The following is a 26,460-nucleotide window of genomic DNA, read 5'->3' as shown; positions in this document are numbered from 1 at the left end:
GTGAGGGGCGGAGAAGCGATCTGTCACTAACCCTAGGTCGTGCGCTAACTCTTGGAAAGTACCCACTTTGAAGTAAGGTACTGGCATGGCGGTAAGTGAAGTGAGCGGAGCGGACGGCACGCGGTACGACCACGGCGCGGAGCTGTGCCCGTACCGCCTGGTCCTGGAGCACGTCACCAGCCGCTGGGGCGTCCTGGTGCTGATGGAGCTGCTGGAGCGCCCGTACCGCTTCAGCGAACTGCGCCGCGCGATCGGCCGGGTCAGCGAGAAGATGCTCACCCAGACCCTGCAGACCCTGGAGCGCGACGGCCTCGTCCACCGCGACGCCAAGCCGGTGATCCCGCCGCGTGTCGACTACTCGCTCACCGCGCTGGGGCGCGAGGCCGCCGCGCAGGTCAAGGCGCTGGCGACCTGGACCACCGAGCGCATGGCCGACGTGGAGGAGGCCCGCCGCGCCTACGACGAAGCCCGGGAGGAACGCTCCCGGGCCTCCTGACACCCGTACGACTCGAGGGGGAGAGCGCGGGGACACCCGGTCGGGCGTCCCCGCACGGCCACCGCCTCAGCCGACGACCGTCCACGTGTCCCCGCCGGCCAGCAGCGCCGCCAGATCGCCCTTGCCGTGCTGCTCGATCGCCGCGTCCAGCTGGTCCGCCATCTGCGTGTCGTACACCGGCCGCTCCACCGCGCGGAAGACGCCGATCGGCGTCTGGTGCAGGGTGTCCGGGTCGGCCAGCCGCGACAGGGCGAAGGCGTTGGTGGGGGACGCCGCGTGCGCGTCGTGGACCAGGACGTCGGACTCGTTCTCCGCCGTCACGGTCACCACCTTCAGATCGCCGGTGGCCGCGTCCCGCACGACGCCCTTGCCCAGGTCGCCGCCGAAGCGGATGGGCCGCCCGTGCTCCAGCCGGATCACCGTCTCCTCGGCCGACTGCTTGTCCTTGAGCGCCTCGAACGCGCCGTCGTTGAAGATGTTGCAGTTCTGGTAGATCTCGACGAGCGCCGTGCCCGGGTGGGCGGCCGCCTGGCGCAGCACCTCCGTGAGATGCCTGCGGTCGGAGTCGACGGTCCGGGCCACGAAGGACGCCTCGGCCCCGAGGGCCAGCGACACCGGGTTGAACGGCGCGTCCAGCGAGCCCATCGGCGTCGACTTGGTGATCTTGCCGACCTCGGAGGTGGGCGAGTACTGGCCCTTGGTGAGCCCGTAGATCCGGTTGTTGAACAGCAGGATCTTCAGGTTGACGTTGCGCCGCAGGGCGTGGATGAGGTGGTTGCCCCCGATGGACAGCGCGTCCCCGTCGCCCGTCACCACCCACACGCTGAGGTCCTGCCGGGAAGCGGCGAGCCCCGTCGCGATCGCCGGCGCACGGCCGTGGATGGAGTGCATGCCGTAGGTGTTCATGTAGTACGGGAACCGGGAGGAGCAGCCGATGCCCGACACGAAGACGATGTTCTCCCTGGCCAGCCCCAGTTCCGGCATGAAGCCCTGGACGGCCGCCAGGATCGCGTAGTCACCGCAGCCCGGGCACCAGCGCACTTCCTGGTCCGACTTGAAGTCCTTCATGGACTGGCGGGCCTCGGCCTTGGGGACGAGCGAGAGCGCCTCGACGGCGCCGCCCGTGCGTCCGGCGGCGCGCTCTGCGGAGGAACCGGTCGTCTCAGCCATCGATGGCCTCCTTGAGTGCCGTGGCGAGCTGCTCCGCCTTGAACGGCATGCCGTTGACCTGGGTGTACGAATGCGCGTCGACCAGGTACTTCGCCCGGATCAAAGTGGCGAGCTGGCCGAGGTTCATCTCGGGGATCACGACCTTGTCGTACGCCCGCAGCACCGTGCCGAGGTTGCCCGGGAAGGGGTTCAGATGCCGCAGATGGACCTGTGCGACCGCCTCACCGGCCGCCCGCAGCCGCCGTACCGCCGCCGTGATCGGCCCGTACGTCGAGCCCCAGCCCAGCACCAGCGTCCGTGCCCCGTGCGGGTCGTCGACCTCGACGTCGGGGACGTCGATGCCGTCGATCTTCGCCTGACGGGTGCGGACCATCAGATCGTGGTTGGCCGGGGCGTAGGAGATGTTCCCCGTCCCGTCCTCTTTCTCGATGCCGCCGATGCGGTGCTCCAGCCCCGGCGTCCCCGGCACCGCCCACGGCCGGGCGAGGGTCTGCGGGTCCCGCTTGTACGGCCAGAAGACCTCCGTGCCGTCCGCCAGGGTGTGGTTCGGGCCCTGCGCGAACTGCACGCTCAGATCGGGCAGCTCCTCCAGCTCCGGGATCCGCCAGGGCTCGGAGCCGTTGGCGAGGTAGCCGTCGGACAGCAACATCACCGGCGTGCGGTAGACCAGGGCGATGCGGGCGGCTTCCAGAGCGGCGTCGAAGCAGTCGGCCGGGGTGCTCGGGGCCACGATCGGGACCGGCGCCTCGCCGTTGCGCCCGAACATCGCCTGGAGCAGGTCGGCCTGCTCCGTCTTGGTCGGCAGCCCGGTGGACGGGCCACCCCGCTGGATGTCGACGACCAGCAGCGGCAGCTCCAGCGACACGGCCAGCCCGATGGTCTCGCTCTTGAGCGCCACACCCGGACCGGAGGTGGTCGTCACCGCCAGCGAGCCGCCGAAGGCCGCGCCCAGCGCCGCTCCGATGCCCGCGATCTCGTCCTCGGCCTGGAAGGTCCGCACGCCGAAGTTCTTGTGCCGGCTCAGCTCGTGCAGGATGTCCGAGGCCGGGGTGATCGGGTACGAGCCGAGGAACAGCGGCAGATCGGCCTGGCGGGAGGCGGCGATCAGCCCGTACGCCAGCGCCAGGTTCCCCGAGATGTTGCGGTAGGTGCCCACCGGGAACGCCCTCGCCGCCGGAGCCACCTCGTAGCTGACGGCGAAGTCCTCGGTGGTCTCCCCGAAGTTCCAGCCGGCGCGGAACGCGGCGATGTTGGCCGCCGCGATGTCGGGCTTCTTCGCGAACTTCGACTTCAGGAACCGCTCGGTTCCCTCCGTCGGCCGGTGGTACATCCACGACAGGAGGCCGAGCGCGAACATGTTCTTGCTGCGCTCGGCCTCCTTACGGGTGAGGTCGAAGTCCTTCAGTGCCTCGACGGTCAGAGTGGTCAGTGGGACCGGATGGAGCTGGTAACCGTCGAGGGAGCCGTCCTCCAGCGGCGAGGCCGCGTACCCCACCTTCTGCATCGCCCGCTTGGTGAACTCGTCCGTGTTGACGATGATCTCCGCGCCCCTCGGCACATCGCCGATGTTGGCTCTCAGCGCGGCCGGGTTCATGGCGACCAGCACATTGGGCGCATCACCCGGGGTGAGGATGTCGTGGTCGGCGAAGTGCAGCTGGAACGAGGACACGCCAGGAAGGGTGCCTGCGGGCGCGCGGATCTCGGCGGGGAAGTTCGGCAGCGTCGACAGGTCGTTGCCGAACGACGCCGTCTCCGAGGTGAAGCGGTCGCCGGTGAGCTGCATGCCGTCACCGGAGTCGCCCGCGAACCTGATGATCACCCGGTCGAGACGGCGGACGTCCTTCGCCCCGTCCGGTTTGCGCTGCTCTCCCACCACGGATCCGTCGGTGTGCTCCGCTGGGCTGCTGACCTGACTGGTCACTGACTGGACCTCCCTCGAGGGTGGCTGTCCCGGGCGGGCCTTGCCGAAGGCCCTCCCTGGATCAACCCTACGTCGGCAGGGGTCGCCTCCCTCGGCCTTTCACATGACGGACATCGCCGTGAGACGGCCGGGCGCCCCGACTTGCCATGATTTCCCGAGTTCTCCCGCCTGTCACGAATTGAGATAGGTGAGCACGGCGAGTACGCGCCGATGGTCCCCGTCGCTGGGCGACAGTCCCAGCTTCAGGAAGATGTTGCTGACGTGCTTCTCCACCGCGCCGTCGCTGACCACCAGCCGCCGGGCCACCGCCGAGTTCGTACGCCCCTCGGCCATCAGCCCCAGCACCTCCCGCTCCCGTGGGGTGAGCCCGGCCAGCACGTCCTGCTTACGGCTGCGTCCGAGCAGCTGGGCGACCACCTCGGGGTCGAGCGCCGTGCCCCCCTCGGCCACCCGCACCACCGCGTCCACGAACTCCCGCACCTCGGCCACCCGGTCCTTGAGCAGATAGCCCACACCATGGCTGGATCCGGCCAGCAGTTCGGTGGCGTACCTCTCCTCCACGTACTGCGACAGCACCAGCACCCCGAGCCCCGGATGGGCCTTCCGCAGCTGTACGGCGGCCCGCACCCCCTCGTCGGTGTGCGTCGGCGGCATCCGCACGTCCGCCACCACCACGTCGGGCAGCGCACCCTCCGAGTCCAGCTCGGTGATGGTCTTCACCAGCGCCTCGCCGTCCCCGACCCCTGCGACGACCTCGTGCCCCCGGTCGGTCAGCAGCCGTGTGAGCCCCTCCCGCAACAGCACGGAGTCCTCGGCGATGACCAACCGCACCCTGTCCTCCACGATCCCGGCCCCCCAGCGCACATCCCTGTCCCACCCCTCTGGTTGAACGCGTCCAGCATTCCAGCAAACCTGGGCGGCGCGCGCGGACGTCGAGAGGTTGTTGAGCGGTTTCGGCCGTGCGGGGGAACCACCCGCCCGTCCGGGGGAGTTCGAGGACGAAGCCGTCCAGGGCCGAAAGGGGGTCCGGGCGCAGCCCTCGGGGGGCGGGCCGGGACGGGAAGGGGACGGCGGGGGCGACATCCCCCACCGCCCCGCGACCGACCGACGCACCAGGCGCGAACTACGCCCGCCAGGGCAACTCCGCGGTGATCCGGGTGGGCCCGCCGGCAGGCGAATCCACCACCAGGACCCCGTCCACCGCGTCCAAGCGCCCCGCCAGCCCCGCGAGCCCGGACCCGTCGGAGGCATCCGCCCCGCCCACCCCGTCATCCGCGACCTGCAACAGCAACCGGTCCTCCACCCGCCACACGTCCACCGACGCCGACCGTGCCCCGCTGTGCTTGCTGACGTTCTGCAGCAGCTCCGACACCGTGAAGTACGCGATCCCCTCGATCGCCGCCGCGGGCCGCGCGTCCAGATCCACCTCCACCCGCACCGGCACCGTGCACCGCGAGGCCACCGCCGACAGCGCCGCGTCCAGCCCCCGGTCCGTCAGCACCGCCGGATGGATCCCCCGCGCCAGATCCCGCAGCTCGCGCAGCGCCGTCTTCACCTCGCCGTGCGCCTCGTCCACCATCCGCGCCGCAGCGCGCGGATCCTCCCGCAGCTTCTCCTTCGCCAGCCCCAGATCCATCGCCAGCGCCACCAGCCGCGCCTGCGCGCCGTCGTGCAGATCCCGCTCGATGCGCCGCAGATCGGCGGCGGCGGTGTCCACCACGACACCCCGGTCGGACTCCAGCTCCACCACCCGCGAGACCAGCCGCGACCGCCCCAGCAGAGCGCGCACCAACACCCGGTCCACCGAGGTCAGCGCCCGCACGATCCACGGCGTGGCCAACGTGAACAACAGCCCCACCAGCGCCGTCACCGTGATCTCGAACGGGTTGTCGAGATAGATCCGGTGCTCCTCGTCGCCGTACACCTGGAGCCCGCCCTGCCCGCCGTACAGCGGGAAGACCCAGAACCACAGCGGGTACGTCAGCAGCGCCCAGCCGTACGTCCAGAAGGCCACCGACACGGAGAAGGAGAACACCGCCCAGGGCAGGTGCACCACCGAGTACAGCGCGTGCCGCCAGGAGGCGCCGCTCTTCAGCACCGCGCCCATCCAGGCCATCGCGCTCCGCCGACGCGGCCGCAGCGGCTCGGGCGCCGACACCTCCACGCCGAGCAGCGCCCGCGCCCGCGCCCGCTCCAGCGTCCCGAACCCCCGGCACCCGGCCAGCCCCGCCGCCAGCACCGGAACGCCGAGGAACGTCACCAGCAGCCCCGCGCCCAGCGACAGCGTCACCACCGCGTACGTGAACAGGACGATGCTGATCGGCAGGCTCAGCAGGACGAAGGCGAGCTCCCGCCACAGCCGCGCCCCCACCGGCGCCCGCAGCACCGACGGCACCCGGCGCCACCGCCCCCCGGAGCCGAACCCCGAGTCCCCGTACGCCCCGTACCCCCCGTGTTCCCCGTACTCCCCGAACTGCGTGGCCATCGGCGTCGTCCGTCCTACTCGTCTCGTCCGCGGGTGTCGTCCACCGCCTCCACCCTCCCGGGCGGCGACGCCGACGGCCATGGAGTCCGTCGGCCTCTTGGACGGGGGGTTTCCCCCACCCCCTCCACGGCCGGCGGCAGGGCCGCGCAACCCCTACCGGTCCCGCCAGGGCAGCTCCGCCGTCACCGTCGTCGGCCCGCCCGGCGGCGAGTCCACGACGAACAGACCGTCCACGGCGCCCAGCCGCTCCGCCAGCCCCCGCATCCCCGTACCGCCGTCGAGCCGGGCGCCGCCGTGGCCGTCGTCCCGCACCTGGATGAGCAGCCGGTCCTCCGCCCGCCACACGTCCACCGACGCCGACCGTGCCCCGCTGTGCTTGCTGACGTTCTGCAGCAGCTCGGAGACCGTGAAGTAGGCGATCCCCTCGATGGCCTGCGCCGGCCGGGCCGTCAGCTCGGCCGTCACCCGCACCGGCACCGTGCAGCGCGAGGCCACCGACGACAGCGCCGCGTCCAGCCCCCGGTCGGTCAGCACCGCAGGGTGAATGCCCCGCGCCAGATCACGCAGCTCCTGGAGCGCGAGCTTCACCTCACCGTGCGCCTCCTCGACCATCGCCGAAGCCGTGTCGGGATCCTCCAGCAGCTTCTCCTTCGCCAGGCCCAGCCCCATCGCCAGATTGACGAGCCGCGCCTGCGCGCCGTCGTGCAGATCCCGCTCGATGCGCCGCAGATCGGCGGCCGCCGTGTCCACCACGACCCCCCGGTCGGACTCCAGTTCGGCGATCCGCCGCTCCAGCTCGTCCGACGGGGACAGCAGCGCCCGCACCAGCATCCGGTCCACATTGGTCAGCCCCCGCGCCACGAACGGCAGCACCGGCCACGCCACGAACAACGACGTGAAGACGATCACGAACGTGGCGATGCCCCACGGCAGCCGGATCACGTCGTACAGCAGCGTCCGCCAGGCCACCGGATCCTTCAGCGCCAGCCACATCGCCTGGAACGGATTGCCCGACCGCCGCAGGGGCAGCGGGCTCGGCTCGTCGATCCGCAGCCCCAGCAGCATCCGCGCCCGGCCCCGCTCGAACCGGCCGATCAGCCGCGCGCCCAGCAGGCCGAGCGCGAGCACCGGCAGCCCCACCGCCGTCAGCGCCAGCACGGCGCCGACCAATGAAGCGGTGAACCCGTAGGTGAACCCCATGACGGCCATGGGCAGGTTCGCCAGAAGATGCGCGATCTCCTTCCAGGACTGCGCGTCGAAGGCGAAACGAGGCGGCGGCAGAGGGTCCTCGCGTTCACCCGTGCCCCGCGAGGGCCGGGCGGGCCGGCCGGTCACCGGCACGGCCACGGCAGGTCTGTACGCCGCCGCGGGGGCGGGCTTGGATACGGTCATGCGGCTCAGCGTGCCGCGCCGGACGCCGCCGCGCCATGGAGTTCACTGCCCGAGCCTCCGGGGGAAAACCCCACCCCCTTTGCCCCGGGTGAGACGGGCTGCTTACTGTGCCTTTATCAGGCCCTAGACTCCCGTGCGTACAGATCGTCGAACAGGCCGAGGTCGGGGAGCGAGGGACGGACGGTGCCGCAGACGTCGCACGAAACGCTGGCGAGTTCGACGGTCGTGGTCGCGTCGGACTACTTCGACTCCTACGCGGTCGTCGGACTGCTCGCCGCCGTCGGCGTGCTGTTCGTCGCCGTCGCCTTCGGCGCCGGCCGCCTGCTGCGCCCGGTGGTCCCCACCCCCGAGAAACTCCTGACGTACGAGTGCGGCGTCGACCCCGTCGGCGAGGGCTGGGCCCACACCCAGGTCCGCTACTACGTCTACGCCTTCCTCTACGTCATCTTCGCCGTCGACTCGATCTTCCTCTTCCCCTGGGCGACGATCTTCGCCGCGCCCGGCTACGGCGCCACCACGCTCGTGGAGATGTTCGTCTTCCTCGGCTTCCTCGCCGTCGGCCTGCTGTACGCATACAAGAAGGGCGTCCTGGCATGGACGTGACCCCCTCGGAGCCCGTGCTCCTCCCCGAGCCGAAGCGGCTGGGCGCGCTCGCCCGCCTCGCGCCCGAGCCGATGAAGGTGGTCCTGAACTGGGGCCGGCGCTACTCCCTCTGGGTGTTCAACTTCGGCCTCGCCTGCTGCGCGATCGAGTTCATCGCCGCGTCGATGGCCCGCCACGACTTCATCCGCCTCGGCGTGATCCCCTTCGCGCCCGGCCCGCGCCAAGCCGACCTGATGGTCGTCTCCGGCACGGTCACGGACAAGATGGCCCCCGCCGTCAAGCGCCTCTACGAGCAGATGCCGGAACCCAAGTACGTCATCTCCTTCGGCGCCTGCAGCAACTGCGGCGGCCCCTACTGGGACTCCTACTCCGTCACCAAGGGCGTCGACCAGATCATCCCCGTGGACGTGTACGTTCCCGGCTGCCCGCCCCGCCCCGAGGCGCTGCTCCAGGGCATCCTCAAGCTCCAGGAGAAGATCGCCCGGGAGTCGCTGGGGGAGCGGTACGCCTCCGACGCCTCCCGCCCGTCGACGGCCGCGCTGCAGAGCGGGCTCGTCCGGCCGCCCGCCGCGGAGGGGGACGCCCGATGACCGCCCCCGGCTGGCTGCCCGCCCCCGCCGAGGAGATCTTCGGCGCCGACGCCACAGCCGAGGAGTCCTACGACCTCCTCACCGTCGACGTCCCCCCGGCCTCCTGGATCACCGCCCTGGAGACCGCCCGCGACCGCCTCGGCTGCACCTACTTCGACTGGCTCAGCGCGGTCGACGAACCCGACGCCGGCTTCCACGTCTGCGCCCACCTCGTCGCCCTGTCCCCGGTCCGCCGCCTCCTCCTGCGCACCACCGTCCCGCACGACGCCCCGGCCCTCCCCTCCGCCGTCGACGTCTACGCGGGCGCGGCCTGGCACGAACGCGAGACGCACGAGATGTTCGGCGTCCGCTTCACCGGCCACCCGGGCCTGGACCACCTCCTCCTGCCGGAGAACTTCGAAGGCCACCCCCTCCGCAAGGACTTCGTCCTCGCCGCCCGCGTCGCCAAGGCCTGGCCCGGCGCCAAGGAACCCGGCGAGTCCGAACACGGCGGCCCCAAGCGCCGGCAGATGCTTCCCCCCGGCGTCCCGGACCCCAACGACTGGGGCCCCCTCAAGGGCCAACTCCCCCCGGCCCCCGCCCGCCCGGCCCGCGGGGCGGCAACCTCCCGCGCGGCGGGCGAACGCCCGGCACGCCCCACCGGACCGGCCGGCGAGCGCCCGCCACGGCGCATGCGCTCAGCATCCGCAGGCTCAGCCAGCCAGACCGACCCCGCCCCGACGACGCCGACGCCGACGCCCGCGCGGGAGGCAGCGCCCCGGCAGGCGGCGGCCCCCGAACGGCGCGCCGCCCGGGACGCGGCGAGCGGACCGGCGACCCCGACCGCGGGGGAAGCGGCGACTGCCCGGCGAGCCACGCCGGATGCGGCCCTCCAGCCACAGACCGCGCCCGGGTCGGCCACCGACCCGCGTGCCGTGGGCGACGCCGTGACCGAGCCCTCGGCCGAGTCGCGAATCACCGCCGCCGAAGCCGCCGAAGCCGCCGGAGCCGCCGGAGCCGCCGGAGCCGCCGGAGCCGCCGGAGCCGCCGAAGCCGCTGGAGCCGCCGGAGCCGCCGGAAACGAAGAAGCCGCCGGAGCCGTCCGGTCTGGCGGCGCAGGCGAGACCGGCGGTGCCGACCGGCCCCTCGCGTCCGAGCCCCAGGCCCCGCGACCGTCGCGGGGCCCCCGGCGGGCGCGCAGTGCCTCTCAGGGATCGGCCAGTCAGCGAGCCGTCGCCCCGGACGGGCCCGCCCCGGAAACGCCCCCTCCCGGTGAAGCCGCTGCCGAGGGACCCGCCACCGGTGAGGCCCCTGCGGAGGAACCCGCCCCCGGAGCGGTCACCCGCCGCGCCCGGCCTCCCCGCAGCTCCGACGCTCCCTGGCACCACGCCCGCCCCGCCTTCGACGACTCCGAGCGCCAGCAGGAGCGGACAGCCTCGGACCGACCGGACGCGGACCGACCGGACGTGGACCCACCGGACGCGGACCGGCCGGACCCTGACCGCCTGACGCCGCCCGCCGACGACCAAGGCGCCGAAGACCCTCCCGCCGACCGCGCCCCCGGCGAAGCCCCGCCCGAAGAAGCAACTCCCGCCGCCCCTCCGGGCGACGGCCACGACACCCCCCGAGGAGGCCCGCAGTGAACGACGCTCTGGACGTCGCCCTGCGACTCCTCATCGTCTTCGTCGTCTTCCTCACCTTCCCCCTGATCGTCGGTCAGACCGAGCACAAGGTCATGGCCCACATGCAGGGCCGCCTCGGACCCATGTACGCCGGCGGCTTCCACGGTTGGGCCCAGCTCATCGCGGACGGCGTGAAGTTCGCGCAGAAGGAGGACGTCGTCCCCGCGGGCGCGGACCGCCGTGTCTTCCAGCTCGCTCCCGCCGTGGCGCTCCTGCCGTACCTCCTCGTCCTCCTCGCCATCCCCATCGGCCCCGGTGAGGGCGCGGTCGGCGAGGTCGTCGACGCCGGAGTGTTCTTCGTCCTCGCGGTGATGGGCGTGGGCGTTCTCGGCTCGCTCATGGCCGGCTGGGCCTCCGCCAACAAGTTCTCCCTTCTCGGCGGCCTGCGCACCGCCGCCCAGCTCCTCGCCTACGAACTCCCCATGCTCCTCACCGCCGCCTCCGTCGCGATGGCCGCCGGGACGGTCTCGGTACCCGGCATCGTCGACGCCTTCGAGTGGTGGTGGCTGCCCTGGCAGATCGTCGGCGGGATCGTCTTCTTCGTCGCCGGCCTAGCCGAACTCCAACGGCCTCCCTTCGACATGCCCGTCGCCGACTCCGAGATCATCTTCGGCGCGTACACCGAGTACACAGGCCTCCGTTTCGCTCTGTTCCTCCTCGCCGAGTACGCCGGCATCATCGTCCTGTGCGGCCTGACCACCGTCCTCTTCCTGGGCGGCTGGCACGGCCCCTGGGGCGCCGACGGCCTCGGCTGGGTCTGGACCCTGCTGAAGACCGCCCTCCTCGCCTTCGTCGTCATCTGGCTCCGCGTCACCTATCCGCGGCTGCGCGAGGACCAGCTCCAGAAGCTCTCCTGGACCCTCCTCGTCCCCCTCTCCCTCGCTCAGATCGCTCTCACCGGCGTCGTCAAGGTGGTGATCCGGTAACCATGGCCCCCATCCCCGGAAGCGGCCTCGCCAAGGGCCTGGCCGTCACCCTCCGCACGATGACGCGGAAGACCGTCACCGAGCAGTACCCGGACACCCAGCCCGACCTCCCGCCCCGCACCCGCGGAGTGATCGGCCTGTTCGAGGAGAACTGCACGGTCTGCATGCTGTGCGCCCGCGAGTGCCCCGACTGGTGCATCTACATCGACTCCCACAAGGAGACGGTCCCGGCGGCGACCCCCGGCGGCCGGGAACGCAGCCGCAACGTCCTCGACCGTTTCGCCATCGACTTCTCCCTGTGCATGTACTGCGGTATCTGCATCGAGGTGTGTCCTTTCGACGCCCTGTTCTGGTCTCCGGCGTTCGAGTACGCCGAGACCGACATCCGCGACCTCACCCACGAGCGGGACAAGCTCCGCGAGTGGATGTGGACGGTCCCGGCCCCGCCCGCCCTCGACCCCGGAGCGGAGGAGCCCAAGGAGATCGCCGCCGCCCGCAAGGCCGCCGAGAAGCTGGCAGCCGCCCAGGAGGCGCAAGCCGCTCAGGAGTCCCAGGCCGCTCAAGCCGCACCGAACACGCCCCCGGAGGGAGAGGCATGACCCTCGCTCAGGCCCCGCAGGGCTTCCTCTCCCCGACCGGCGTCGAGATCGCGTTCCTCCTCGTCGGTCTGGTCACCTTCGGCGCCGCCCTCGTCACCGTCACCACCCGTCAACTGGTGCACGCCGCTCTGTGGCTGGTGGTCGCCCTCGGCGGCCTCGCCGTCGAATACCTCCTCCTCACCGCAGAGTTCATCGCCTGGGTGCAGGTCCTCATCTACGTCGGTTCCGTCGTCGTCCTCCTCCTGTTCGGTCTGATGCTCACCAAGGCGCCCATCGGCCACTCACCGGACGCCGACTCCGGCAACCGCTGGGCCGCCCTCACGGTCGCCGTCGCCGCCGCGGCCGCCCTGGTCTGGGTGGTCGTCGACGCCTTCCGCGCCACCTGGATCGACCTCGACGGCCCGGCCGCCGGCTCCACCGAGGTCACCGGCGCGAGCCTCTTCCAGCACTGGGTCCTTCCCTTCGAGGCCCTCTCCGTCCTCCTCCTCGCCGCACTGGTCGGCGCGATCGTCCTGTCCCGCAAGGCGAAGGCGGAGTCGAGCTCTCCCCCTGTGAACTCCCGACCGGTCACCAAGAGTTCCCGGGCCGTCACGGAAAGTTCCGGAACTTCGCCGGTCGAGCCGGAAGGCGGCGCCCGCTGATGCACCTCGCCTATCCCGCCGTCCTCGCCGCCCTCCTTTTCTGCACGGGCCTGTACGGCGTGCTCGCCCGCCGCAACGCGATCCTGGTGCTGATGTCGGTCGAGCTGATGCTCAACGCCGTCAACCTCAACCTCGTCGCCTTCGACGTCTGGCTCAGCCGGACCGCCGAGGAGAACCTGCACTCCGGCCAGGCCCTCACCCTGTTCACCATCGCCGTCGCCGCCGCCGAGATCGGCATCGGCCTGGCCATCGTCCTCGCCGTCCACCGCAACCGCGGCACCGCGGACATCGACAAGCTCCGCGACACCGCCGAGGGCCGCGAAGGCCCGGACGCCGACGGCCCTGACGGCCCCAACGAACCCGACAGCGGCGCCCGCGCGGCCGAACAGGCCGGCCGGGCCGGGAAGTCCGAGGCCACCGCGTGACCACCACCACCCTCGCCGTCCTCGTCCCGCTCCTGCCGTTCCTCGGCGCGGTCGCCGGACTGCTCCTCGGCCGCACCGCCCCCGGATTCGTCCGCCCGCTCGCAGTCCTGCCGACCCTCGCCTCCCTCGTCCTGGCCGCCGTGGTCGCCGTACGGCAGGGCGGGGACGCCGCCGTCGACGCGGCCACCGAGCTCGCCCCCACCGGTTCGGTGCCCATCGAACTGGCCCTGCACATCGACGGCTTCGCCGCGCTCGTCGCCGTTCTGGTCGGTCTGGTCGCCGGCTGCGTGCAGATCTACTCGACCGCCTACCTGCGCGAGGACCCGCGCTACCCGTCCTACGCCGCGCTCGTCTCCCTGTTCACCTCCGCGATGTTCCTGGTCGTCTACTCCGGCGACCTGATCGTGCTGCTGGTCGGCTGGGAAGTCATGGGCATCTGCTCCTACTTCCTCGTCGGCCATTACTGGGAGACCCCGGAGGCCCGCGCCGCCTCCATCAAGGCCTTCCTCGTCACCAAGCTCGGCGACGTCCCCTTCCTCCTCGGCCTGTTCGCCCTGGCCACCGACGCCGGCTCCTTCCGCATCACCAAGGTCCTCGGCGCCGTCGCCCACGACGGACTCGACCACCCGACCCTCATCGCCCTGCTGCTCCTGGCGGGCGTGGCCGGCAAGTCGGCCCAGTTCCCGCTGCACACCTGGCTCCCGGACGCCATGGCGGGCCCGACACCGGTCTCCGCGCTGATCCACGCCGCGACGATGGTCGCCGCCGGCGTCTACTTCGTCGCCCGTCTCCTCCCGGTCTTCGAGGCCTCCCAGGCCGCGATGGTCGTCCTCGCCGTCATGGCCGCCGTCACCATGGCCGGCTCCGGTGTCGCCGCACTCGCCCAGGACGACATCAAGCGCGTCCTCGCCTACTCGACGATCGGCCAGCTCGGTTACATGACCGGGGCCCTAGCCGTCGGCGACCGCGGCGCCGCCGTCTTCCACCTCCTGTCGCACGGCGCCTTCAAGGCGCTGCTGTTCCTCGCCGCCGGCGTGATCATCCACGCCGCCGGCACCAACTCCCTGGCCGCCATGTCCCGCATGAGCCACCTGCGCGACCGCGTCCCCGACGCGTTCTGGACGATGACCGTGGCGCTCCTCGCGCTCGCCGCGATCCCGCCGTTCAGCGGCTTCTTCTCCAAGGAGTCCGTCCTCGGGGCCGCCGAACACGCCTCCACCGGCCACAGCGAGTACGCACCCGCCGCCGCGGGCTGGATCGTCCTCGTCACCGGACTGCTCACCGCCCTCCTCACCGCCGCCTACGCGGCCCGCCTGTGGCTGCTGGCCTTCAACGGCCGGGGCGCCGAAGCCCCCGACCACGGCCGCGAGCCGCTGCCGATGACCGCCGTGCTGTGGGTGCTCGCCGTCCCCTCCCTCGCCGTCGGTGGACTCGCCTACCGCACGCTGCCCGACTGGTTCGACGGCGGCGACCTGGCCCCGACCCTCACCACATCCGTCCTCGGCACGGGCCTGGCGCTGACCGGTGTCCTCGTCGTGGTCGCCGCCTGGCGGCACACCACCGCGCAAGCCGCACGCGTCCCCATGGGCGCGGTCGCCGCCCACCCCGAGCGCGACGCCGCGGCCGTGGAGGCCGAGGCCATCGCGGCGCACACGCCCGCCTACGGTGACGTGGCCGCCGCGCCCGACCCGGCGGACCCCGGTCGGCTCCTGCTCGGCCCGCTGCACCGCCACGCCGCCGCCGGCTTCCACCTCGACGCCGTCTACGGGGCCCTGTTCGTGCGCCCGGTGCAGGCCGGAGCGAGCCTCGTCCGGTTCCTCGACCGCGAGGTCGTCGACACCTACGTGAGCGGAGCGGGCGCCCTGCCCCGCTGGCTCGGCGCCGCCGTGCGGCGCGCCCAGACCGGCAACGTCCAGACCTATGTGAGCGCGCTGCTCGCCGGCGCCGTCGTCCTGGCGGTCGCCGCCGTCCTCGTCGCGACGGGAGCGTGAGCAGGAGTGATCGATATCAACGAGTCCGTGATGCAGTTCCTTCTGGCGTTGATCGTGGTCGGCCCGCTCCTCGGCGCGGCCGCCGCTCTCCTGCCCGCCCCGCCCGGACTGAAGGGGACGTCACCCGAGCAGGCCGTCCTGCGGCACGGCGTCACCGTGACCGGCGCGATCCTTCTCGCCGCGATCGCCCTCGCGGTGGGCTTCGACCATGACCATCCCTCGAAGATGCAGGCCACGACCGACATCAGCTGGATCCCCGCACTCGACGTGCGCATCCACCTCGGCGTCGACGGCATCTCCCTCCCCCTCCTGGTCCTGACCGCGCTGCTGACCTTCCTCTGCGCGCTCTACTCCTACTTCAACCCGCCCAAGGGCCCGAGCCCCAAGGCCTTCGTCGCTCTCCTGCTCGTCCTGGAGGCCGGCACCCTCGCCACCTTCGCCGCCCTCGACCTGATTCTTTTCTTCCTCGCCTTCGAGACCGTGCTGATCCCGATGTACTTCCTCATCGCCCGCTGGGGCGGCGAGGGCCGGACCCGGGCGGCCTGGAAGTTCATCCTGTACACGCTGCTCGGATCCGTGGTCATGCTGCTCGGCCTGCTCGTGATCGGCGTCACGGCGGGCACGTTCGACATGATGGCACTCGCCACTGACAACGGCCGGTCGCTGAGCACGTCCGTGCAGCTCATCGCCGTTCTCTCGGTCGGGATCGGGCTCGCTGTGAAGACCCCGATGTGGCCCCTGCACAGCTGGCTGCCCGACGCCCACACCGCCGCCCCGACCGTCGGCTCGGTCCTCCTCGCCGGCGTCCTGCTGAAGATGGGCACGTACGGTTTCGTGCGGATCCTCCTCCCGGTCGCGCCCGACGGCTTCCACACCTTCGCGCCCTACCTCGCCGCCTTCGCCGTCGTCGGCATCGTCTACGGCTCCCTGGCCTGTCTCGCCCTCGCCAAGCGGGGCGCCAAGGGCGACCTCAAGCGCCTCATCGCCTACTCCTCCGTCGGCCACATGGGCTTCGTCCTCCTCGGCATCGCCTCCACCACCCCGACCGGAGTGAACGGCGCCCTGTTCGCCAACGTCGCCCACGGCCTCATCACCGGCCTGCTCTTCTTCCTCGTCGGCGCCCTCAAGGACCGCACCGGCACCACCGACCTCGACACCCTCGCCCAGCAGACCGGCGCCGCGCTCTACGGCAAGGCCCCGCGCCTCGGCGGCCTGCTCGCCTTCGCCGCGGTCGCCTCCCTCGGCCTGCCGGGACTCGCCGGATTCTGGGGCGAGATGCTGGCGATGTTCGGCGCGTTCGACCCCGCCGCCGGACTCAGCCGTCCCGCCTTCCTCACCTTCACGGCGATCGCCGCGTTCGGCACCCTGCTGACCGCCGCCTACCTCCTCGTCGTCGTCCGCCGCGTCTGCATGGGCGCCATCCCGCAGGACGCGCCGCGACTCGCCGACGTCCGCGGGTACGAGTTCGCGGCCTGGACCCCGCTCGTCGTCCTCACCGTCGTCGCGGGCCTGTGGCCCAAGGCACTGCTCGGCCTCACCGACCCGGCCGTGCAGCAGCTCCTCGCAGGAGGCACCCGATGAGCTCCCCGGCCGCACCGTCCCTCGTGCAGTCCGTCGACTGGCTCGCGATCGCCCCGCCCACCCTCGCGGCGGTCGTCGCGCTCGTCGTCCTCGTCGCCGACCTGTTCCTCGACGGCCACCGCAAGGCACTCCTCGGATGGTTCTCCGTCGCCGGCCTCGCCGCCTCCACCGCCCTCCTCCTGCCCCTCCTGGACGGCGACCGCTCCACCTTCTGCCTCACGAGCGACACACGCGTGTGCAGCTACACGGCCGACCACTTCACCCTCGTCATCCAGTTCCTGGTCCTCGGGGGAGCGCTGCTGACCGCCCTGCTGTCGGTCACCGCCCTGAAGGACGCGCGCGGACGGCTCCCCGAGGGCGAGTTCTGGTTCCTGCTGCTGTCCTCCGCCGCCGGCGCCGCCCTGCTGCCCGCCTCCCGCGACCTCGCCACCCTCGTCGTCGCCCTGGAGGTCGCGTCCCTGCCCGCGTTCGCCCTCGTCGGCATCCGCCACGGCGACCGCAGGTCCTCCGAAGCAGCCCTGAAGTTCTTCCTGTCGTCCGTCACCGCGACCGCCGTGAGCCTCCTGGGCATCAGCTTCGTCTACGCCACCACCGGCACCCTGCACCTCACCCGGGTGGCCGAGCGCATCCAGGACGTCGGCGGACAGTTCCACACCCTGGCCCAGGCCGGAGTCGTCCTCACCCTCGTCGGCTTCGCCTTCAAGACGGCCGCCGTCCCCTTCCACTTCTGGGTCCCCGACACCTACGTCGGCGCCCCCCTGCCCATCGCGGCCTACCTCTCCGTCGTCGGCAAGGCGGTCGGCTTCTCCGGCCTCATCCTCGTCACCGTCGTCGCCTTCCCCTCGTACGCCGACGTGTGGGGCCCGGCTCTGGCCGCACTGGCCGCCCTCACCATGACCGTCGGCAACGTCGGCGCCCTGCGCCAGCAGGCCACGCGCGCGTACAGCGCCGTACGCCTGCTCGCATGGTCCTCCGTCGGCCAGGCCGGCTACCTCCTCGTCCCGATCGCCGCCGCCGCGTACTCCGACGCCCCCCAGCGCTCCATCGGCTCCACCGTCGCCTACGCCCTGACGTACGCCGCCGTGAACCTCGGCGCCTTCGCCGTGGCCGCCCTGGTCGGCCGCACACGCCCCGCGAACCGCCTCGCCGACTACCGGGGCCTCCACGCGAAGAACCCGCTCGCCGCGCTCCTCCTGGCCTTCTTCCTGCTCTGCCTGGCCGGCCTGCCGCCGGGCGTCATCGGCCTCTTCGCGAAGGTCACCGTGTTCTCCGCCGCCGTCGACGCGGGCCTGGGCTGGCTGGCGGTCGTCATGGCCGTCAACGTGGTGATCGCCCTGTACTACTACCTCCAGTGGACGGCCCTGCTGTTCCGCGCCCCCGAGGGCGAGCCCGTACGGCACCGGATCCCCGCCCCCCTCACCGCCGCGCTCGCCCTCACCGCCGTCGTCGGCGTCGTCCTCTCCGGAGCACCCCAGCTGGTCCTGCGCTTCGCCGGCACAGCCCTCTTCTGAGGGTTCACCCGCCCTGTCACAGGCCCTCACCGGCCCTCACCCGGACGGCCCACCCCGGCCGCCGGTCGCGCAAGGGAACCCGAGCCCCCCGTCTGGCGTTGACCAAAACGGGAGGTTCCACTGGACGTGGCACCACGACACCAGGGGCCTCGCACATCAGACGGCAAGATCAGGCAACACGTTCAGGGGTCCCCTGCCGCACGACTTGGAGGGCGCACCGTGCACCGCCGGCACAACGGGCTAAGGACCGCAGTACTCCTCGGGGGGCTGTCGGCACTCATCATCGTCATCGGCAGCTTCTTCGGGCGAGCGGGGCTCGTCGTGGCGGTCCTCGTCGCGCTCGGCACCAACGCGTACGCGTACTGGAACAGCGACAAGCTGGCGCTGCGCGCGATGCGCGCCCGGCCGGTCAGCGAGTTCGAGGCCCCGGCGCTCTACCGCATGGTCCGCGAGCTCTCCACGCAGGCCCGCCAGCCCATGCCCCGGCTGTACATCTCCCCGACCGAGGCACCCAACGCCTTCGCCACCGGCCGCAACCCGCGCAACGCCGCCGTGTGCTGCACAGAAGGCATCCTCCGCCTCCTCGACGAACGCGAACTGCGTGGCGTCATCGGCCATGAACTGAGTCATGTCTACAACCGGGACATCCTCATCTCCTCGGTCGCCGGCGCCCTCGCCTCCGTGATCATGTTCTTGGTCAACTTCGCCTACTTCATCCCGATCGGCCGCTCCAGCGACGACGACGGTCCCGGCATCCTCGGCATGCTCCTGATCATGCTGCTCGGCCCGCTGGCCGCCAGCCTCATCCAGCTCGCCATCAGCCGCTCACGCGAGTACGAGGCCGACGCCTCCGGCGCCCAGCTCACCGGCGACCCCCTGGCCCTCGCCGGCGCCCTGCGCAAGCTCGAACTGGGCACCAAGCAGCTCCCACTGCCCCCCGAGCCCCGGATCGAGACCGCGAGCCACATGATGATCGCCAACCCGTTCCGCCCGGGCCAGGGGCTCTCCAAGATGTTCTCGACGCACCCGCCCATGGCGGAGCGCATCGCCCGTCTCGAGAAGATGGCAGGTCACCGACAGTGAAGACCATCCTCAACGTCATATGGCTCGTCCTCAGCGGCTTCTGGCTGTTCCTCGGCTATCTGCTGGCCGGCCTGCTGCTGTGCGTCACGATCATCGGAATCCCCTTCGGTCTGGCGGCGTTCCGGATCGGTGTCTACGCCCTCTGGCCCTTCGGCTACACCACGATCGAGCGCCGCGACGCCGGCGCACCCTCCTGCGTGGGCAACGTGCTGTGGCTGGTCCTCGCCGGGTGGTGGCTCGCCCTCGCCCACATCGTGACCGGCATCGCCCTGTGCGTCACGATCATCGGCATCCCGTTCGGCATCGCCAACTTCAAGCTGATCCCCGTGTCCCTGCTGCCGCTCGGCCGCGAGATCGTCAGCACTGACCAGCCGTTCGCCGCCCGCTGAACCGACCCGCCCGGGGAACCGGTGGGCGCCGCCCGATCGTCGTCACATCGACAGGGCGCGAAACGGGGCACGAGCCGCGAACGCCGCCGCCGGGGAGCGAGATCACAGCGCCCGGACGGTCAGCGCACAGCGCGGAAGGGCAGGTTCAGGGCATGAGCATCATCAGCTGGATCATTCTGGGGCTGCTGGCCGGCGTCATCGCCAAAGTCCTGCTGCCCGGCCGCGACCCGGGCGGTTTCATCGGCACGACGGTCATCGGCGTCGCCGGCGCGTTCATCGGCGGCTGGATATCGGCCCGCTGGCTGGACCACCCGATCAGCAAGGACTTCTACGACGGCGCCACCTGGGCCGCGGCGATCGGCGGATCACTGGTGCTCCTCATCGCCTACCGCATCCTGTTCGGCCACTCACGCGACTGAGGGGTCCTCAACCATGAGCGTCGTTCCCGTCGGCGCGCGACCACGGGAACACGCCGAGCACGCCGACGGGCGGACACCCTGAGGCGTCCGCCCGTCAGCACGGCCATCCCTACCGGTAGTTCACGAACTGCAGGGCGAACTCGAAGTCCTGGCCCTTCAGAAGGGCGATGACGGTCTGGAGGTCGTCGCGGCTCTTGGAGCTGACGCGCAGCTCGTCACCCTGGACCTGGGCCTTCACTCCCTTGGGGCCCTCGTCACGGATGAGCTTGGCGACCTTCTTCGCGTTCTCCTGAGAGATGCCCTCCTCGATCGACGCGAAGATCTTGTACTCCTTGCCGGACAGCTGCGGCTCGCCCGCGTCCAGCGCCTTCAGCGAGATCCCGCGCTTGATCAGCTTCGACTGGAAGACGTCGAGGACAGCGTTCACCCGGTCCTCGGAGTTCGCCTCCATCAGGATCTTTTCTCCGGACCACGAGATCGAGGCGCCGACGCCCTTGAAGTCGTAGCGCTGGGAGATCTCCTTGGCGGCCTGGTTGAGGGCGTTGTCGACCTCCTGCCGCTCGACCTTCGAGACGATGTCGAAACTGGAGTCGGCCATGTCCTGTGGCTCCTTGTATTCGGTGTGCGTATCGGGTGCGTGTCGGCGTCCGTGGGGCTGCCGCCGAGCCCGCCGAAAGCCGCGGGCCGCATCCGGACAAGCCTAGCCACCCGGCAGGGCCCGGGCGGCGCGGAATCGGGTGGCGAAGCACCCCTCCGCATCAGGTATCGTTTACGTCGTTGCCAGGGAGCACCGCCGAAAAGCGGTTCGAACGGCAGCAAACCCCGGCGGTGTGCCCGAGCGGCCAAAGGGAGCAGACTGTAAATCTGCCGGCTCAGCCTTCCCAGGTTCGAATCCTGGCGCCGCCACACGGGAACGAAGGGCCCGTGATCCGCTGTCACAGCGGATCACGGGCCCTTCGTCATGCGCTGATGGCATCCTCGGCTCTCAGGGACGGGAGTGCACGGCCCTACTCCTCCTCCGCGGCAGCCCGTTCCGGGGATTTCGCCGCCCTTCTCACCTCCGCCTCCACGTCCGTCCGCGGTCTGCCCGCCTCCTTGGCGAAGTCGGTCGTCGCGGACCTCACATCACGGGCGAGGTCGCGCGAGGCGCGCCAGGCGGTCTCGTAGGTGTCGCTCTGGATCTCCGACCAGGCGGCCGCCGTGGGCGCGCCGTAGGTGTCCCGCAGGTGCAGGACCCTCGCGTGGGCCTCGTCGGCCGCGCGCTGCTTCTCCACGAGTTCCTCGAAGGTATGTGCCATATGTACGGATGCTAGGGAGGAGCGCCGGGTTCCGCGCGACGAGCGACGAGGGTAACCGGAGCGGGCCGGATGCCCGCCCCGCCCGCTGGGGCACACTGACGGCATGTCCAGCCGTCGTAGAACCTGCCCCGAGTGCCGCCGCGAGATCGCCGTCGTCGCCGGACGGTTCGCCCGGCACGACCCGCCGGGCGCGCGCGGGAGCGGGCAGCTCACCTCCTGCCCCGGCTCGCGCCGCGCGGCTCAACTGGGCGCGGCGCAGCCCTCCTTGGACGGATACGTCGTCCCCGAGGTCCCCGGGCAGCTGCCGCTGTTCTGACGCCCGGCGTCCAGGGTGCCCCGTCAGTTCCCCGCGACCGACTTCACCGCCACCGACACCGGCGTCGACCCGCCGATCAGCTCCAGCGTCAGGCCGGCCGTCGCCGGGGTGTCCAGCAACTCCGCCAGCACGGCCGCCACGTCGTCGCGCGGGATCGAGCCGCGGCCCGTCCGCGCCTCCAGACGGACCAGCCCGTTGCCCGTGTCGTCCGTCAGCGAACCGGGGCGCAGGACCGTCCAGTCGAGGGCGTCCAGGCCCTGCACGTACGCGTCCGCCTCGCCCTTGGCCCGCAGGTAGACGTCGAAGACCTCGTCGCCCTGGTGCCCGGCGTCCGCGCCGTAGGACGACACGACCACGAACCGCCGTACGCCGGCCCGTACCGCCGCGTCCGCGAACAGCACCGCCGCACCCTTGTCCACGGTCTCCTTGCGTCCCGTCCCGCTGCCCGGGCCCGCGCCCGCGGCGAACACGGCCGCGTCCGCGCCCCGCAGCCGCTCCGCGACCTCGTCGACCGACGCGGACTCCAGGTCCAGCACGACGGGTTCGGCACCCGCGGCCCGCAGGTCCTCGCCCTGCTCCGCATTGCGGATGATCCCCGCGACCTCATGTCCGCGCGCGGCGAGCACCCGCTCCAGCCGCAGCGCGATCTGACCATGACCTCCAGCAATGACAATGCGCATGCTTTCGACCGTACGCCCGACCCACCCGTACCGCCCCACGGGCGAACGCGCGTGCGACGCCCCCGCTCCACAAGGCCTCGGCTCGGCCTACGACAGTTCGCCCCGCCCCTGCCGAGGCAGCCCCAGCTCCGCCGCCGGGCCCTCGGCCGAAGCGCAGTACTCCCGCACCGCGCTGGTGCGCGCCACCACACGCCCCGCGTGGATGACGATCCGGCTGTACGCCAGGGACAGGGCGCTCGCCAGCCGGTCGCCGCGGATCGCCAGCAGGTCGGCCGGGAAGCCCGCCTCGACGCGGACCTCGGGCAGCCCGAGGGCGGCACGCGCGGACGTGCTCACCGTGTCGTAGGCGTCCTCGGGGCGCAGGCCGTGGCGGGAGGCGAGGCGGTAGGCCGCCTCCAGGGGGTCGCCGCGGCCGACGGGGTTCGACACGTCGCGCAGGGCGCCGCTCCCGGCCGCCACCCGGACCCCGGCCGCGCGCAGCAGCCGTACGGGCGCGGTGCCCCGGCGTTCGACGGCCCCGCAGCCGCCCTGCGGGAGGCAGACCACCGTCACGCCGGCCGCGGCGAGCTGGTCGGCGGTGCGGGCGGCGGCTTCGGCGGGGAAGGCGGAGAGGCCGGCGCACGGCCCGAGGGACACGCCGGGGCGCAGACCGCCGGCCATCGCGGCGAGGCGGGCGAGCCGGGCCGGGTCGGTGGCGTCGGTGTGCAGGTCGACGGGGCGGCCGTATTCGGAGGCGAGCGCCAGGACGGTCTCCGCGTAGCCGACCGGGTCGGGATCGAGATCCGGGCAGCCGCCCACCACCGAGGCGCCCATGCGCACCGCGTCCCGCAGTATCGCGAGCCCCTCCGCTCCGGCCGGCCCGGTCAGTACCCGGGGCATCGCCACCGTCGTCAGCTCGGCGAGGCCGCGCAGCGAACGACCGGCCTCCAGGACGGCGGCCAGCGCGCCGAGGCCCTGCACATCGCCCACGCGTACGTGTGCGCGCAGTGCGGTCGTGCCGTGGCCGAGATGCAGCAGCGCCGCCTCGGTGGCCCGGCGCCGGACGTCGTCCGGGGCGTAGGAGACGGGGCCGTCGGTGTCGGCGGACAGGGCGGTGTCGGCGTGCAGATGCGGTTCGGCGGGCGCGGGGAGGAGGAGATAGCCGCTGAGATCCACGCGGGCGCCGCGAGCCGTGCCGGACGCCAGGCTGCCCGCCGTGCCGACCGCCTCGATGCGGCCGCGGCCGAGCCGGACGTCCACGGTCCGGCCGTCCGTCAGACGCGCGCCGCACAGCAGGAGCGCGGCGGGCTCCGGCCGGCCTGCCGGCGAGGCCGAGGAAGAGGACGACCAAGGCGGGGGCGGCGGGCTGTCGGGCATCGCGCTCCTGGGGCGTCGGCGGTGCGAAGGGCTCAGGCGCCCCGTGCGCGGGGCACGGGGCAAGATCACGCAGAGTGAGTCGAGCCTAGGGCGGAGCTCCGGCGCCGGCGGGGAGGAGCGCAATAGTCGTACCGGTGTGGTCCAGGGGCGGAAGGGGCGGTGGAGGCCGCCGGGGCGCTGAGGAAACGGCACCTGGCGGGGTACACGGAACGGATTTGGGCGATCGGCTGCGGACCGTGTAATGTCTTCATCGCTCGCCCCAATAGCTCAGTCGGTAGAGCGTCTCCATGGTAAGGAGAAGGTCTACGGTTCGATTCCGTATTGGGGCTCTGGTGTGAGAGGTCCCCGCCGTGAGGCGGGGCCGATCGCATCAAAGCGGTGTAGCTCAGTCGGTAGAGCAAGCGGCTCATAATCGCTGTGTCACCGGTTCAAGTCCGGTCACCGCTACACACAGTAGCCGATTGCGGGGTCGGTCCTTCGATCGGCTACTCTTTCTTGCGTTAAACCAGTCCTATCCGTTCGTCAAGGAGCACTCACGTGGCTGCCACCGACGTCCGCCCGAAGATCACGCTGGCCTGCGTGGAGTGCAAGGAGCGGAACTACATCACCAAGAAGAACCGGCGTAACAACCCGGACCGTCTTGAGATGAAAAAGCACTGCCCGCGTTGCAACGCGCACACCGCGCACCGCGAGACGCGATAAATCAGGTTCGTATGCGAGGCCGTCCCCGAGTGATCGGGGGCGGCCTCGCGTCGTTGAGAGACGCGTACCGTTCAGTAGAGCAACCAGGAGGTGCCGAGCCATGGCGCTCGACCAGTCCTTCGTGGGGCGGACCTACCCGCCCACCGAGCCCTACGAGGTGGGCCGGGAGAAGATCCGTGAGTTCGCGGAGGCGGTGGGGGACCCGAACCCCGCGTACACCGACCCGGAGGCCGCCAAGGCCCTCGGCCACTCGGATGTGATCGCTCCGCCGACCTTCGTGTTCTCCATCACCTTCAAGGCCGCCGGCCAGGTCGTCCAGGACCCCCAACTCGGCCTGGACTACAGCCGCGTCGTGCACGGCGACCAGAAGTTCGCCTACCGGCGCCCCGTGCGCGCCGGGGACCGGCTCACCGTCACCTCGACCATCGAGGGCATCAAGTCCATGGCGGGCAACGACATCCTGGACATCCGCGGCGAGGTCCACGACGAGGCCGGCGAACACGTCGTGACCGCGTGGACCAAGCTCGTGGCCCGCGCGGCCGAGGAGGGCTGACATGACGGCGACCATCTCCTACGACGACGTCGAGGTCGGCGCCGAGCTCCCGGCGCGGACCTTCGACGTCACCCGGGCCACCCTCGTGCGCTACGCGGGCGCCTCCGGCGACTTCAACCCGATCCACTGGAACGAGAGGTTCGCCAAGGAGGTCGGCCTGCCGGACGTCATCGCGCACGGCATGTTCACCATGGCCGAGGCGATCCGGGTCGTCACCGACTGGATCGGCGACCCGGGTGCGGTCGTCGAGTACGGCGTCCGCTTCACCCGGCCCGTCGTCGTCCCCGACGACGAGCAGGGCGCGACCATCGAGGTCAGCGGCAAGGTCGCCGCCAAGCTCGACGACAACACGGTCCGCGTCGACCTGACGGTGACCAGCGCGGGGCAGAAGGTCCTGGGCATGTCTCGGGCGCTCGTGCGACTCGCCTGAGGAGACAAGCGGCAGTAAGGGGCGTCCGCCATTGCGAGCGCCCCTTACCCATGCCCTTAGGCTTGGGCGCGTGCAGGAACTCCACGACGCCCCCCTCGCCCCGCTGACCACCTTCCGGCTGGGCGGCCCCGCCACCCGGCTGGTCACCGCGACGACCGATGCCGAGGTGATCGCCGCCGTCCGCGAGGCCGACGCCGACGGCACACCGCTGCTGATCATCGGCGGCGGCTCCAACCTCGTCATCGGCGACAAGGGCTTCGAGGGCACCGCCCTGCGCATCGCCACCAGCGGCTTCGAACTCGCCGGCACCACGCTGGAGCTGGCGGCCGGCGAGGTGTGGTCCGACGCCGTCGCCCGCACCGTCGAGGCCGGGCTCGCCGGCGTCGAATGCCTCGCCGGCATCCCCGGCTCCGCGGGCGCGACCCCCATTCAGAACGTCGGAGCGTACGGACAGGAGGTCTCCTCCACGATCACCGAGGTGATCGCCTACGACCGCCGCGCCGGCGAGACCGTCGCCCTCAGCGCCGCCGAGTGCGCCTTCTCCTACCGGCACAGCCGCTTCAAAGCCGACCCCGACCGGTACGTCGTCCTGCGCGTCCGTTTCGCGCTGGAGGACGCGGACGGGCTGTCGGCGCCCCTGAAGTACGCCGAGACGGCCCGCGTGCTCGGCGTGGAGCCCGGGGAGCGCGTAGCGCTGGCCGACGCCCGCGAGACCGTGCTCAAGCTGCGCGCGGGCAAGGGGATGGTGCTCGACCCCGAGGACCACGACACCTGGTCCGCCGGGTCGTTCTTCACCAACCCGATCCTCACCGACGCCGACTTCGCGGTGTTCCACACGCGCGTGAAGGAGCGGCTCGGAGACGGCGTCGAGCCGCCCGCCTACCCGGCGGGGGAGGGGCGCACGAAGACCTCCGCGGCCTGGCTCATCGACAAGGCGGGGTTCACCAAGGGGTACGGCGACGGGCCCGCGCGCATCTCCACCAAGCACACTCTTGCGCTCACCAACCGGGGGGCGGCCACGACGGAGGATCTGCTCGTGCTGGCCCGGGAGGTCGTCGCCGGGGTGCGCGAGGCTTTCGGCGTGACGCTGGTCAACGAGCCGGTGACGGTCGGCGTGAGCCTCTAGGAACGGCGCTCACCGCGCCCGGCGCGCATCCGGCCCCCAGGGGGCGGATGCCAGACGCACGGCATCTGACGCAGCCCGGCCATGGGAGACGCGGCCGCCCGCAGCCACGAGGGGAC

The 26,460-nt window shown here is 71.7% G+C and carries 28 protein-coding genes and 3 tRNA genes; 22 read left to right on the top strand and 9 right to left on the bottom strand.

The annotated features are described in order from the left end of the window. Positions 1-85: 85 nt before the first annotated feature. A complete protein-coding gene (locus ACIRS4_RS23535) occupies positions 86-496 on the top strand; it encodes a winged helix-turn-helix transcriptional regulator (protein WP_404199157.1) in 411 nt (136 codons plus the stop codon). 66 nt (positions 497-562) lie between these two features. Here ACIRS4_RS23535 and ACIRS4_RS23530 read toward each other — a convergent pair whose 3' ends face one another. The 5 genes from ACIRS4_RS23530 to ACIRS4_RS23510 form a co-directional block, all read right to left on the bottom strand. Next, positions 563-1,564, bottom strand: a complete 1,002-nt coding sequence (locus ACIRS4_RS23530) for a 2-oxoacid:ferredoxin oxidoreductase subunit beta (RefSeq protein ID WP_404199510.1) — start codon at positions 1,562-1,564, stop codon at positions 563-565. A gap of 94 nt (positions 1,565-1,658) precedes the next feature. Then, positions 1,659-3,587 carry a 2-oxoacid:acceptor oxidoreductase subunit alpha gene (locus ACIRS4_RS23525; RefSeq protein ID WP_404199154.1) on the bottom strand — a complete coding sequence of 643 codons (1,929 nt, stop codon included), beginning with the start codon at positions 3,585-3,587 and terminating at the stop codon, positions 1,659-1,661. A gap of 171 nt (positions 3,588-3,758) precedes the next feature. Continuing rightward, positions 3,759-4,430 carry a response regulator gene (locus ACIRS4_RS23520; RefSeq protein WP_404199151.1) on the bottom strand — a complete coding sequence of 224 codons (672 nt, stop codon included), beginning with the start codon at positions 4,428-4,430 and terminating at the stop codon, positions 3,759-3,761. A 280-nt stretch (positions 4,431-4,710) separates the two neighbouring features. Next, positions 4,711-6,072 (bottom strand): sensor histidine kinase, encoded by a 1,362-nt coding sequence (locus ACIRS4_RS23515; protein ID WP_404199148.1) that lies wholly within the window; start codon positions 6,070-6,072, stop codon positions 4,711-4,713. Positions 6,073-6,225: 153 nt separating this feature from the next. Next, the gene (locus ACIRS4_RS23510; protein WP_404199145.1) at positions 6,226-7,464 is read right to left on the bottom strand and encodes a sensor histidine kinase; all 1,239 of its coding nucleotides are present in this window, start codon (positions 7,462-7,464) and stop codon (positions 6,226-6,228) included. A 183-nt stretch (positions 7,465-7,647) separates the two neighbouring features. Here ACIRS4_RS23510 and ACIRS4_RS23505 point away from each other — a divergent pair, with 183 nt between their 5' ends. The 13 genes from ACIRS4_RS23505 to ACIRS4_RS23445 all read left to right on the top strand — a co-directional run bounded on the left by ACIRS4_RS23505 (position 7,648) and on the right by ACIRS4_RS23445 (position 19,883). Further along, entirely contained in the window at positions 7,648-8,067 is a 420-nt protein-coding gene (locus ACIRS4_RS23505; RefSeq protein ID WP_404199142.1) for an NADH-quinone oxidoreductase subunit A, read from the top strand. Next, positions 8,058-8,657 carry an NADH-quinone oxidoreductase subunit B family protein gene (locus ACIRS4_RS23500; RefSeq protein ID WP_358798466.1) on the top strand — a complete coding sequence of 200 codons (600 nt, stop codon included), beginning with the start codon at positions 8,058-8,060 and terminating at the stop codon, positions 8,655-8,657. Before ACIRS4_RS23505 ends, ACIRS4_RS23500 begins: the two co-directional genes overlap by 10 nt. Further along, on the top strand, positions 8,654-10,279 hold the full coding sequence (locus ACIRS4_RS23495; protein WP_404199139.1) for an NADH-quinone oxidoreductase subunit C: 1,626 nt from the start codon (positions 8,654-8,656) through the stop codon (positions 10,277-10,279). Before ACIRS4_RS23500 ends, ACIRS4_RS23495 begins: the two co-directional genes overlap by 4 nt. After that, positions 10,276-11,244, top strand: a complete 969-nt coding sequence (locus tag ACIRS4_RS23490; RefSeq protein WP_404199136.1) for an NADH-quinone oxidoreductase subunit H — start codon at positions 10,276-10,278, stop codon at positions 11,242-11,244. The genes ACIRS4_RS23495 and ACIRS4_RS23490 overlap by 4 nt, the downstream gene beginning before the upstream one ends. Before the next feature lie 2 nt (positions 11,245-11,246). Continuing rightward, positions 11,247-11,843 (top strand): NuoI/complex I 23 kDa subunit family protein, encoded by a 597-nt coding sequence (locus tag ACIRS4_RS23485; RefSeq protein ID WP_404199133.1) that lies wholly within the window; start codon positions 11,247-11,249, stop codon positions 11,841-11,843. Next, on the top strand, positions 11,840-12,484 hold the full coding sequence (locus ACIRS4_RS23480; protein ID WP_404199130.1) for an NADH-quinone oxidoreductase subunit J: 645 nt from the start codon (positions 11,840-11,842) through the stop codon (positions 12,482-12,484). The genes ACIRS4_RS23485 and ACIRS4_RS23480 overlap by 4 nt, the downstream gene beginning before the upstream one ends. Beyond that, positions 12,484-12,909 (top strand): NADH-quinone oxidoreductase subunit NuoK, encoded by a 426-nt coding sequence (gene nuoK / locus ACIRS4_RS23475; protein WP_404199126.1) that lies wholly within the window; start codon positions 12,484-12,486, stop codon positions 12,907-12,909. The genes ACIRS4_RS23480 and nuoK overlap by 1 nt, the downstream gene beginning before the upstream one ends. Then, complete coding sequence (locus ACIRS4_RS23470; RefSeq protein WP_404199123.1) at positions 12,906-14,900, top strand: NADH-quinone oxidoreductase subunit L; 1,995 nt, start codon at positions 12,906-12,908, stop codon at positions 14,898-14,900. Before nuoK ends, ACIRS4_RS23470 begins: the two co-directional genes overlap by 4 nt. Before the next feature lie 6 nt (positions 14,901-14,906). Further along, entirely contained in the window at positions 14,907-16,481 is a 1,575-nt protein-coding gene (locus tag ACIRS4_RS23465; RefSeq protein ID WP_404199120.1) for a NuoM family protein, read from the top strand. Further along, the gene (locus ACIRS4_RS23460) at positions 16,478-17,992 is read left to right on the top strand and encodes an NADH-quinone oxidoreductase subunit N (protein ID WP_404199117.1); all 1,515 of its coding nucleotides are present in this window, start codon (positions 16,478-16,480) and stop codon (positions 17,990-17,992) included. The genes ACIRS4_RS23465 and ACIRS4_RS23460 overlap by 4 nt, the downstream gene beginning before the upstream one ends. 219 nt (positions 17,993-18,211) lie before the next feature. After that, positions 18,212-19,075 carry a zinc metalloprotease HtpX gene (htpX, locus tag ACIRS4_RS23455; protein ID WP_130440993.1) on the top strand — a complete coding sequence of 288 codons (864 nt, stop codon included), beginning with the start codon at positions 18,212-18,214 and terminating at the stop codon, positions 19,073-19,075. Beyond that, complete coding sequence (locus tag ACIRS4_RS23450) at positions 19,072-19,464, top strand: YccF domain-containing protein (protein WP_404199114.1); 393 nt, start codon at positions 19,072-19,074, stop codon at positions 19,462-19,464. Before htpX ends, ACIRS4_RS23450 begins: the two co-directional genes overlap by 4 nt. Before the next feature lie 152 nt (positions 19,465-19,616). Continuing rightward, positions 19,617-19,883 carry a GlsB/YeaQ/YmgE family stress response membrane protein gene (locus ACIRS4_RS23445; RefSeq protein ID WP_404199111.1) on the top strand — a complete coding sequence of 89 codons (267 nt, stop codon included), beginning with the start codon at positions 19,617-19,619 and terminating at the stop codon, positions 19,881-19,883. Positions 19,884-19,992: 109 nt separating this feature from the next. Here ACIRS4_RS23445 and ACIRS4_RS23440 read toward each other — a convergent pair whose 3' ends face one another. Next, the gene (locus tag ACIRS4_RS23440; protein ID WP_404199108.1) at positions 19,993-20,481 is read right to left on the bottom strand and encodes a YajQ family cyclic di-GMP-binding protein; all 489 of its coding nucleotides are present in this window, start codon (positions 20,479-20,481) and stop codon (positions 19,993-19,995) included. 226 nt (positions 20,482-20,707) lie between these two features. On the opposite strand from ACIRS4_RS23440, the gene ACIRS4_RS23435 reads away from it, so the two are divergent. Beyond that, positions 20,708-20,789: transfer RNA gene (locus tag ACIRS4_RS23435), tRNA-Tyr, on the top strand. A 101-nt stretch (positions 20,790-20,890) separates the two neighbouring features. Here ACIRS4_RS23435 and ACIRS4_RS23430 read toward each other — a convergent pair. Beyond that, positions 20,891-21,181, bottom strand: coding sequence for a hypothetical protein (locus tag ACIRS4_RS23430; RefSeq protein ID WP_404199105.1), 291 nt, complete (start codon positions 21,179-21,181; stop codon positions 20,891-20,893). A 103-nt stretch (positions 21,182-21,284) separates the two neighbouring features. On the opposite strand from ACIRS4_RS23430, the gene ACIRS4_RS23425 reads away from it, so the two are divergent. After that, positions 21,285-21,497, top strand: coding sequence for a hypothetical protein (locus ACIRS4_RS23425; protein ID WP_351094572.1), 213 nt, complete (start codon positions 21,285-21,287; stop codon positions 21,495-21,497). 23 nt (positions 21,498-21,520) lie between these two features. Here the strand turns inward: ACIRS4_RS23425 and ACIRS4_RS23420 are convergent, their stop codons facing one another. Both ACIRS4_RS23420 and ACIRS4_RS23415 read right to left on the bottom strand, forming a co-directional pair. Next, positions 21,521-22,177 (bottom strand): SDR family oxidoreductase, encoded by a 657-nt coding sequence (locus ACIRS4_RS23420; RefSeq protein WP_404199102.1) that lies wholly within the window; start codon positions 22,175-22,177, stop codon positions 21,521-21,523. Positions 22,178-22,264: 87 nt separating this feature from the next. Further along, complete coding sequence (locus ACIRS4_RS23415; RefSeq protein WP_404199099.1) at positions 22,265-23,533, bottom strand: amidohydrolase family protein; 1,269 nt, start codon at positions 23,531-23,533, stop codon at positions 22,265-22,267. A gap of 256 nt (positions 23,534-23,789) precedes the next feature. Here ACIRS4_RS23415 and ACIRS4_RS23410 point away from each other — a divergent pair. The 6 genes from ACIRS4_RS23410 (at position 23,790) to ACIRS4_RS23385 (ending at position 26,344) form a co-directional block, all read left to right on the top strand. Continuing rightward, positions 23,790-23,862: transfer RNA gene (locus tag ACIRS4_RS23410), tRNA-Thr, on the top strand. Positions 23,863-23,907: 45 nt separating this feature from the next. Beyond that, a tRNA-Met gene (locus ACIRS4_RS23405) sits at positions 23,908-23,980 on the top strand. 90 nt (positions 23,981-24,070) lie between these two features. Next, entirely contained in the window at positions 24,071-24,235 is a 165-nt protein-coding gene (rpmG, locus tag ACIRS4_RS23400; protein ID WP_003948671.1) for a 50S ribosomal protein L33, read from the top strand. A 100-nt stretch (positions 24,236-24,335) separates the two neighbouring features. After that, a complete protein-coding gene (locus ACIRS4_RS23395) occupies positions 24,336-24,788 on the top strand; it encodes a MaoC family dehydratase N-terminal domain-containing protein (protein WP_404199096.1) in 453 nt (150 codons plus the stop codon). Between the two features lies 1 nt (position 24,789). Continuing rightward, positions 24,790-25,218: a MaoC family dehydratase gene (locus ACIRS4_RS23390; protein WP_404199093.1), complete on the top strand. Its 429-nt coding sequence runs from the start codon at positions 24,790-24,792 to the stop codon at positions 25,216-25,218. Positions 25,219-25,288: 70 nt separating this feature from the next. Continuing rightward, positions 25,289-26,344, top strand: a complete 1,056-nt coding sequence (locus ACIRS4_RS23385; protein WP_404199090.1) for a UDP-N-acetylmuramate dehydrogenase — start codon at positions 25,289-25,291, stop codon at positions 26,342-26,344. Positions 26,345-26,460: the final 116 nt, after the last annotated feature.

Origin of the sequence: Streptomyces sp. NPDC101166 (genome assembly GCF_044768125.1) — a bacterium.
Classification (GTDB): Bacteria; Actinomycetota; Actinomycetes; order Streptomycetales; family Streptomycetaceae; genus Streptomyces.
The sequence above is the reverse complement of the archived record's forward strand: the minus strand, read 5'-3'. Positions and strand labels throughout refer to the sequence as shown.

Excerpts from the sequence above, each read along its gene's own strand:
- ACIRS4_RS23425 (WP_351094572.1), top strand. The coding sequence starts at position 21,285 with ATGTCCAGCCGTCGTAGAACCTGCCCCGAGTGCCGCCGCGAGATCGCC.
- ACIRS4_RS23420 (WP_404199102.1), bottom strand. The coding sequence starts at position 22,177 with ATGCGCATTGTCATTGCTGGAGGTCATGGTCAGATCGCGCTGCGGCTG.
- nuoK (WP_404199126.1), top strand. The coding sequence starts at position 12,484 with ATGCACCTCGCCTATCCCGCCGTCCTCGCCGCCCTCCTTTTCTGCACG.
- ACIRS4_RS23480 (WP_404199130.1), top strand. The coding sequence starts at position 11,840 with ATGACCCTCGCTCAGGCCCCGCAGGGCTTCCTCTCCCCGACCGGCGTC.
- ACIRS4_RS23535 (WP_404199157.1), top strand. The coding sequence starts at position 86 with ATGGCGGTAAGTGAAGTGAGCGGAGCGGACGGCACGCGGTACGACCAC.
- ACIRS4_RS23495 (WP_404199139.1), top strand. The coding sequence starts at position 8,654 with ATGACCGCCCCCGGCTGGCTGCCCGCCCCCGCCGAGGAGATCTTCGGC.
- ACIRS4_RS23460 (WP_404199117.1), top strand. The coding sequence starts at position 16,478 with ATGAGCTCCCCGGCCGCACCGTCCCTCGTGCAGTCCGTCGACTGGCTC.
- ACIRS4_RS23440 (WP_404199108.1), bottom strand. The coding sequence starts at position 20,481 with ATGGCCGACTCCAGTTTCGACATCGTCTCGAAGGTCGAGCGGCAGGAG.
- ACIRS4_RS23445 (WP_404199111.1), top strand. The coding sequence starts at position 19,617 with ATGAGCATCATCAGCTGGATCATTCTGGGGCTGCTGGCCGGCGTCATC.
- ACIRS4_RS23500 (WP_358798466.1), top strand. The coding sequence starts at position 8,058 with ATGGACGTGACCCCCTCGGAGCCCGTGCTCCTCCCCGAGCCGAAGCGG.
- ACIRS4_RS23390 (WP_404199093.1), top strand. The coding sequence starts at position 24,790 with ATGACGGCGACCATCTCCTACGACGACGTCGAGGTCGGCGCCGAGCTC.
- ACIRS4_RS23510 (WP_404199145.1), bottom strand. The coding sequence starts at position 7,464 with ATGACCGTATCCAAGCCCGCCCCCGCGGCGGCGTACAGACCTGCCGTG.
- ACIRS4_RS23485 (WP_404199133.1), top strand. The coding sequence starts at position 11,247 with ATGGCCCCCATCCCCGGAAGCGGCCTCGCCAAGGGCCTGGCCGTCACC.
- ACIRS4_RS23415 (WP_404199099.1), bottom strand. The coding sequence starts at position 23,533 with ATGCCCGACAGCCCGCCGCCCCCGCCTTGGTCGTCCTCTTCCTCGGCC.
- ACIRS4_RS23395 (WP_404199096.1), top strand. The coding sequence starts at position 24,336 with ATGGCGCTCGACCAGTCCTTCGTGGGGCGGACCTACCCGCCCACCGAG.
- ACIRS4_RS23430 (WP_404199105.1), bottom strand. The coding sequence starts at position 21,181 with ATGGCACATACCTTCGAGGAACTCGTGGAGAAGCAGCGCGCGGCCGAC.
- ACIRS4_RS23515 (WP_404199148.1), bottom strand. The coding sequence starts at position 6,072 with ATGGCCACGCAGTTCGGGGAGTACGGGGAACACGGGGGGTACGGGGCG.
- ACIRS4_RS23530 (WP_404199510.1), bottom strand. The coding sequence starts at position 1,564 with ATGAAGGACTTCAAGTCGGACCAGGAAGTGCGCTGGTGCCCGGGCTGC.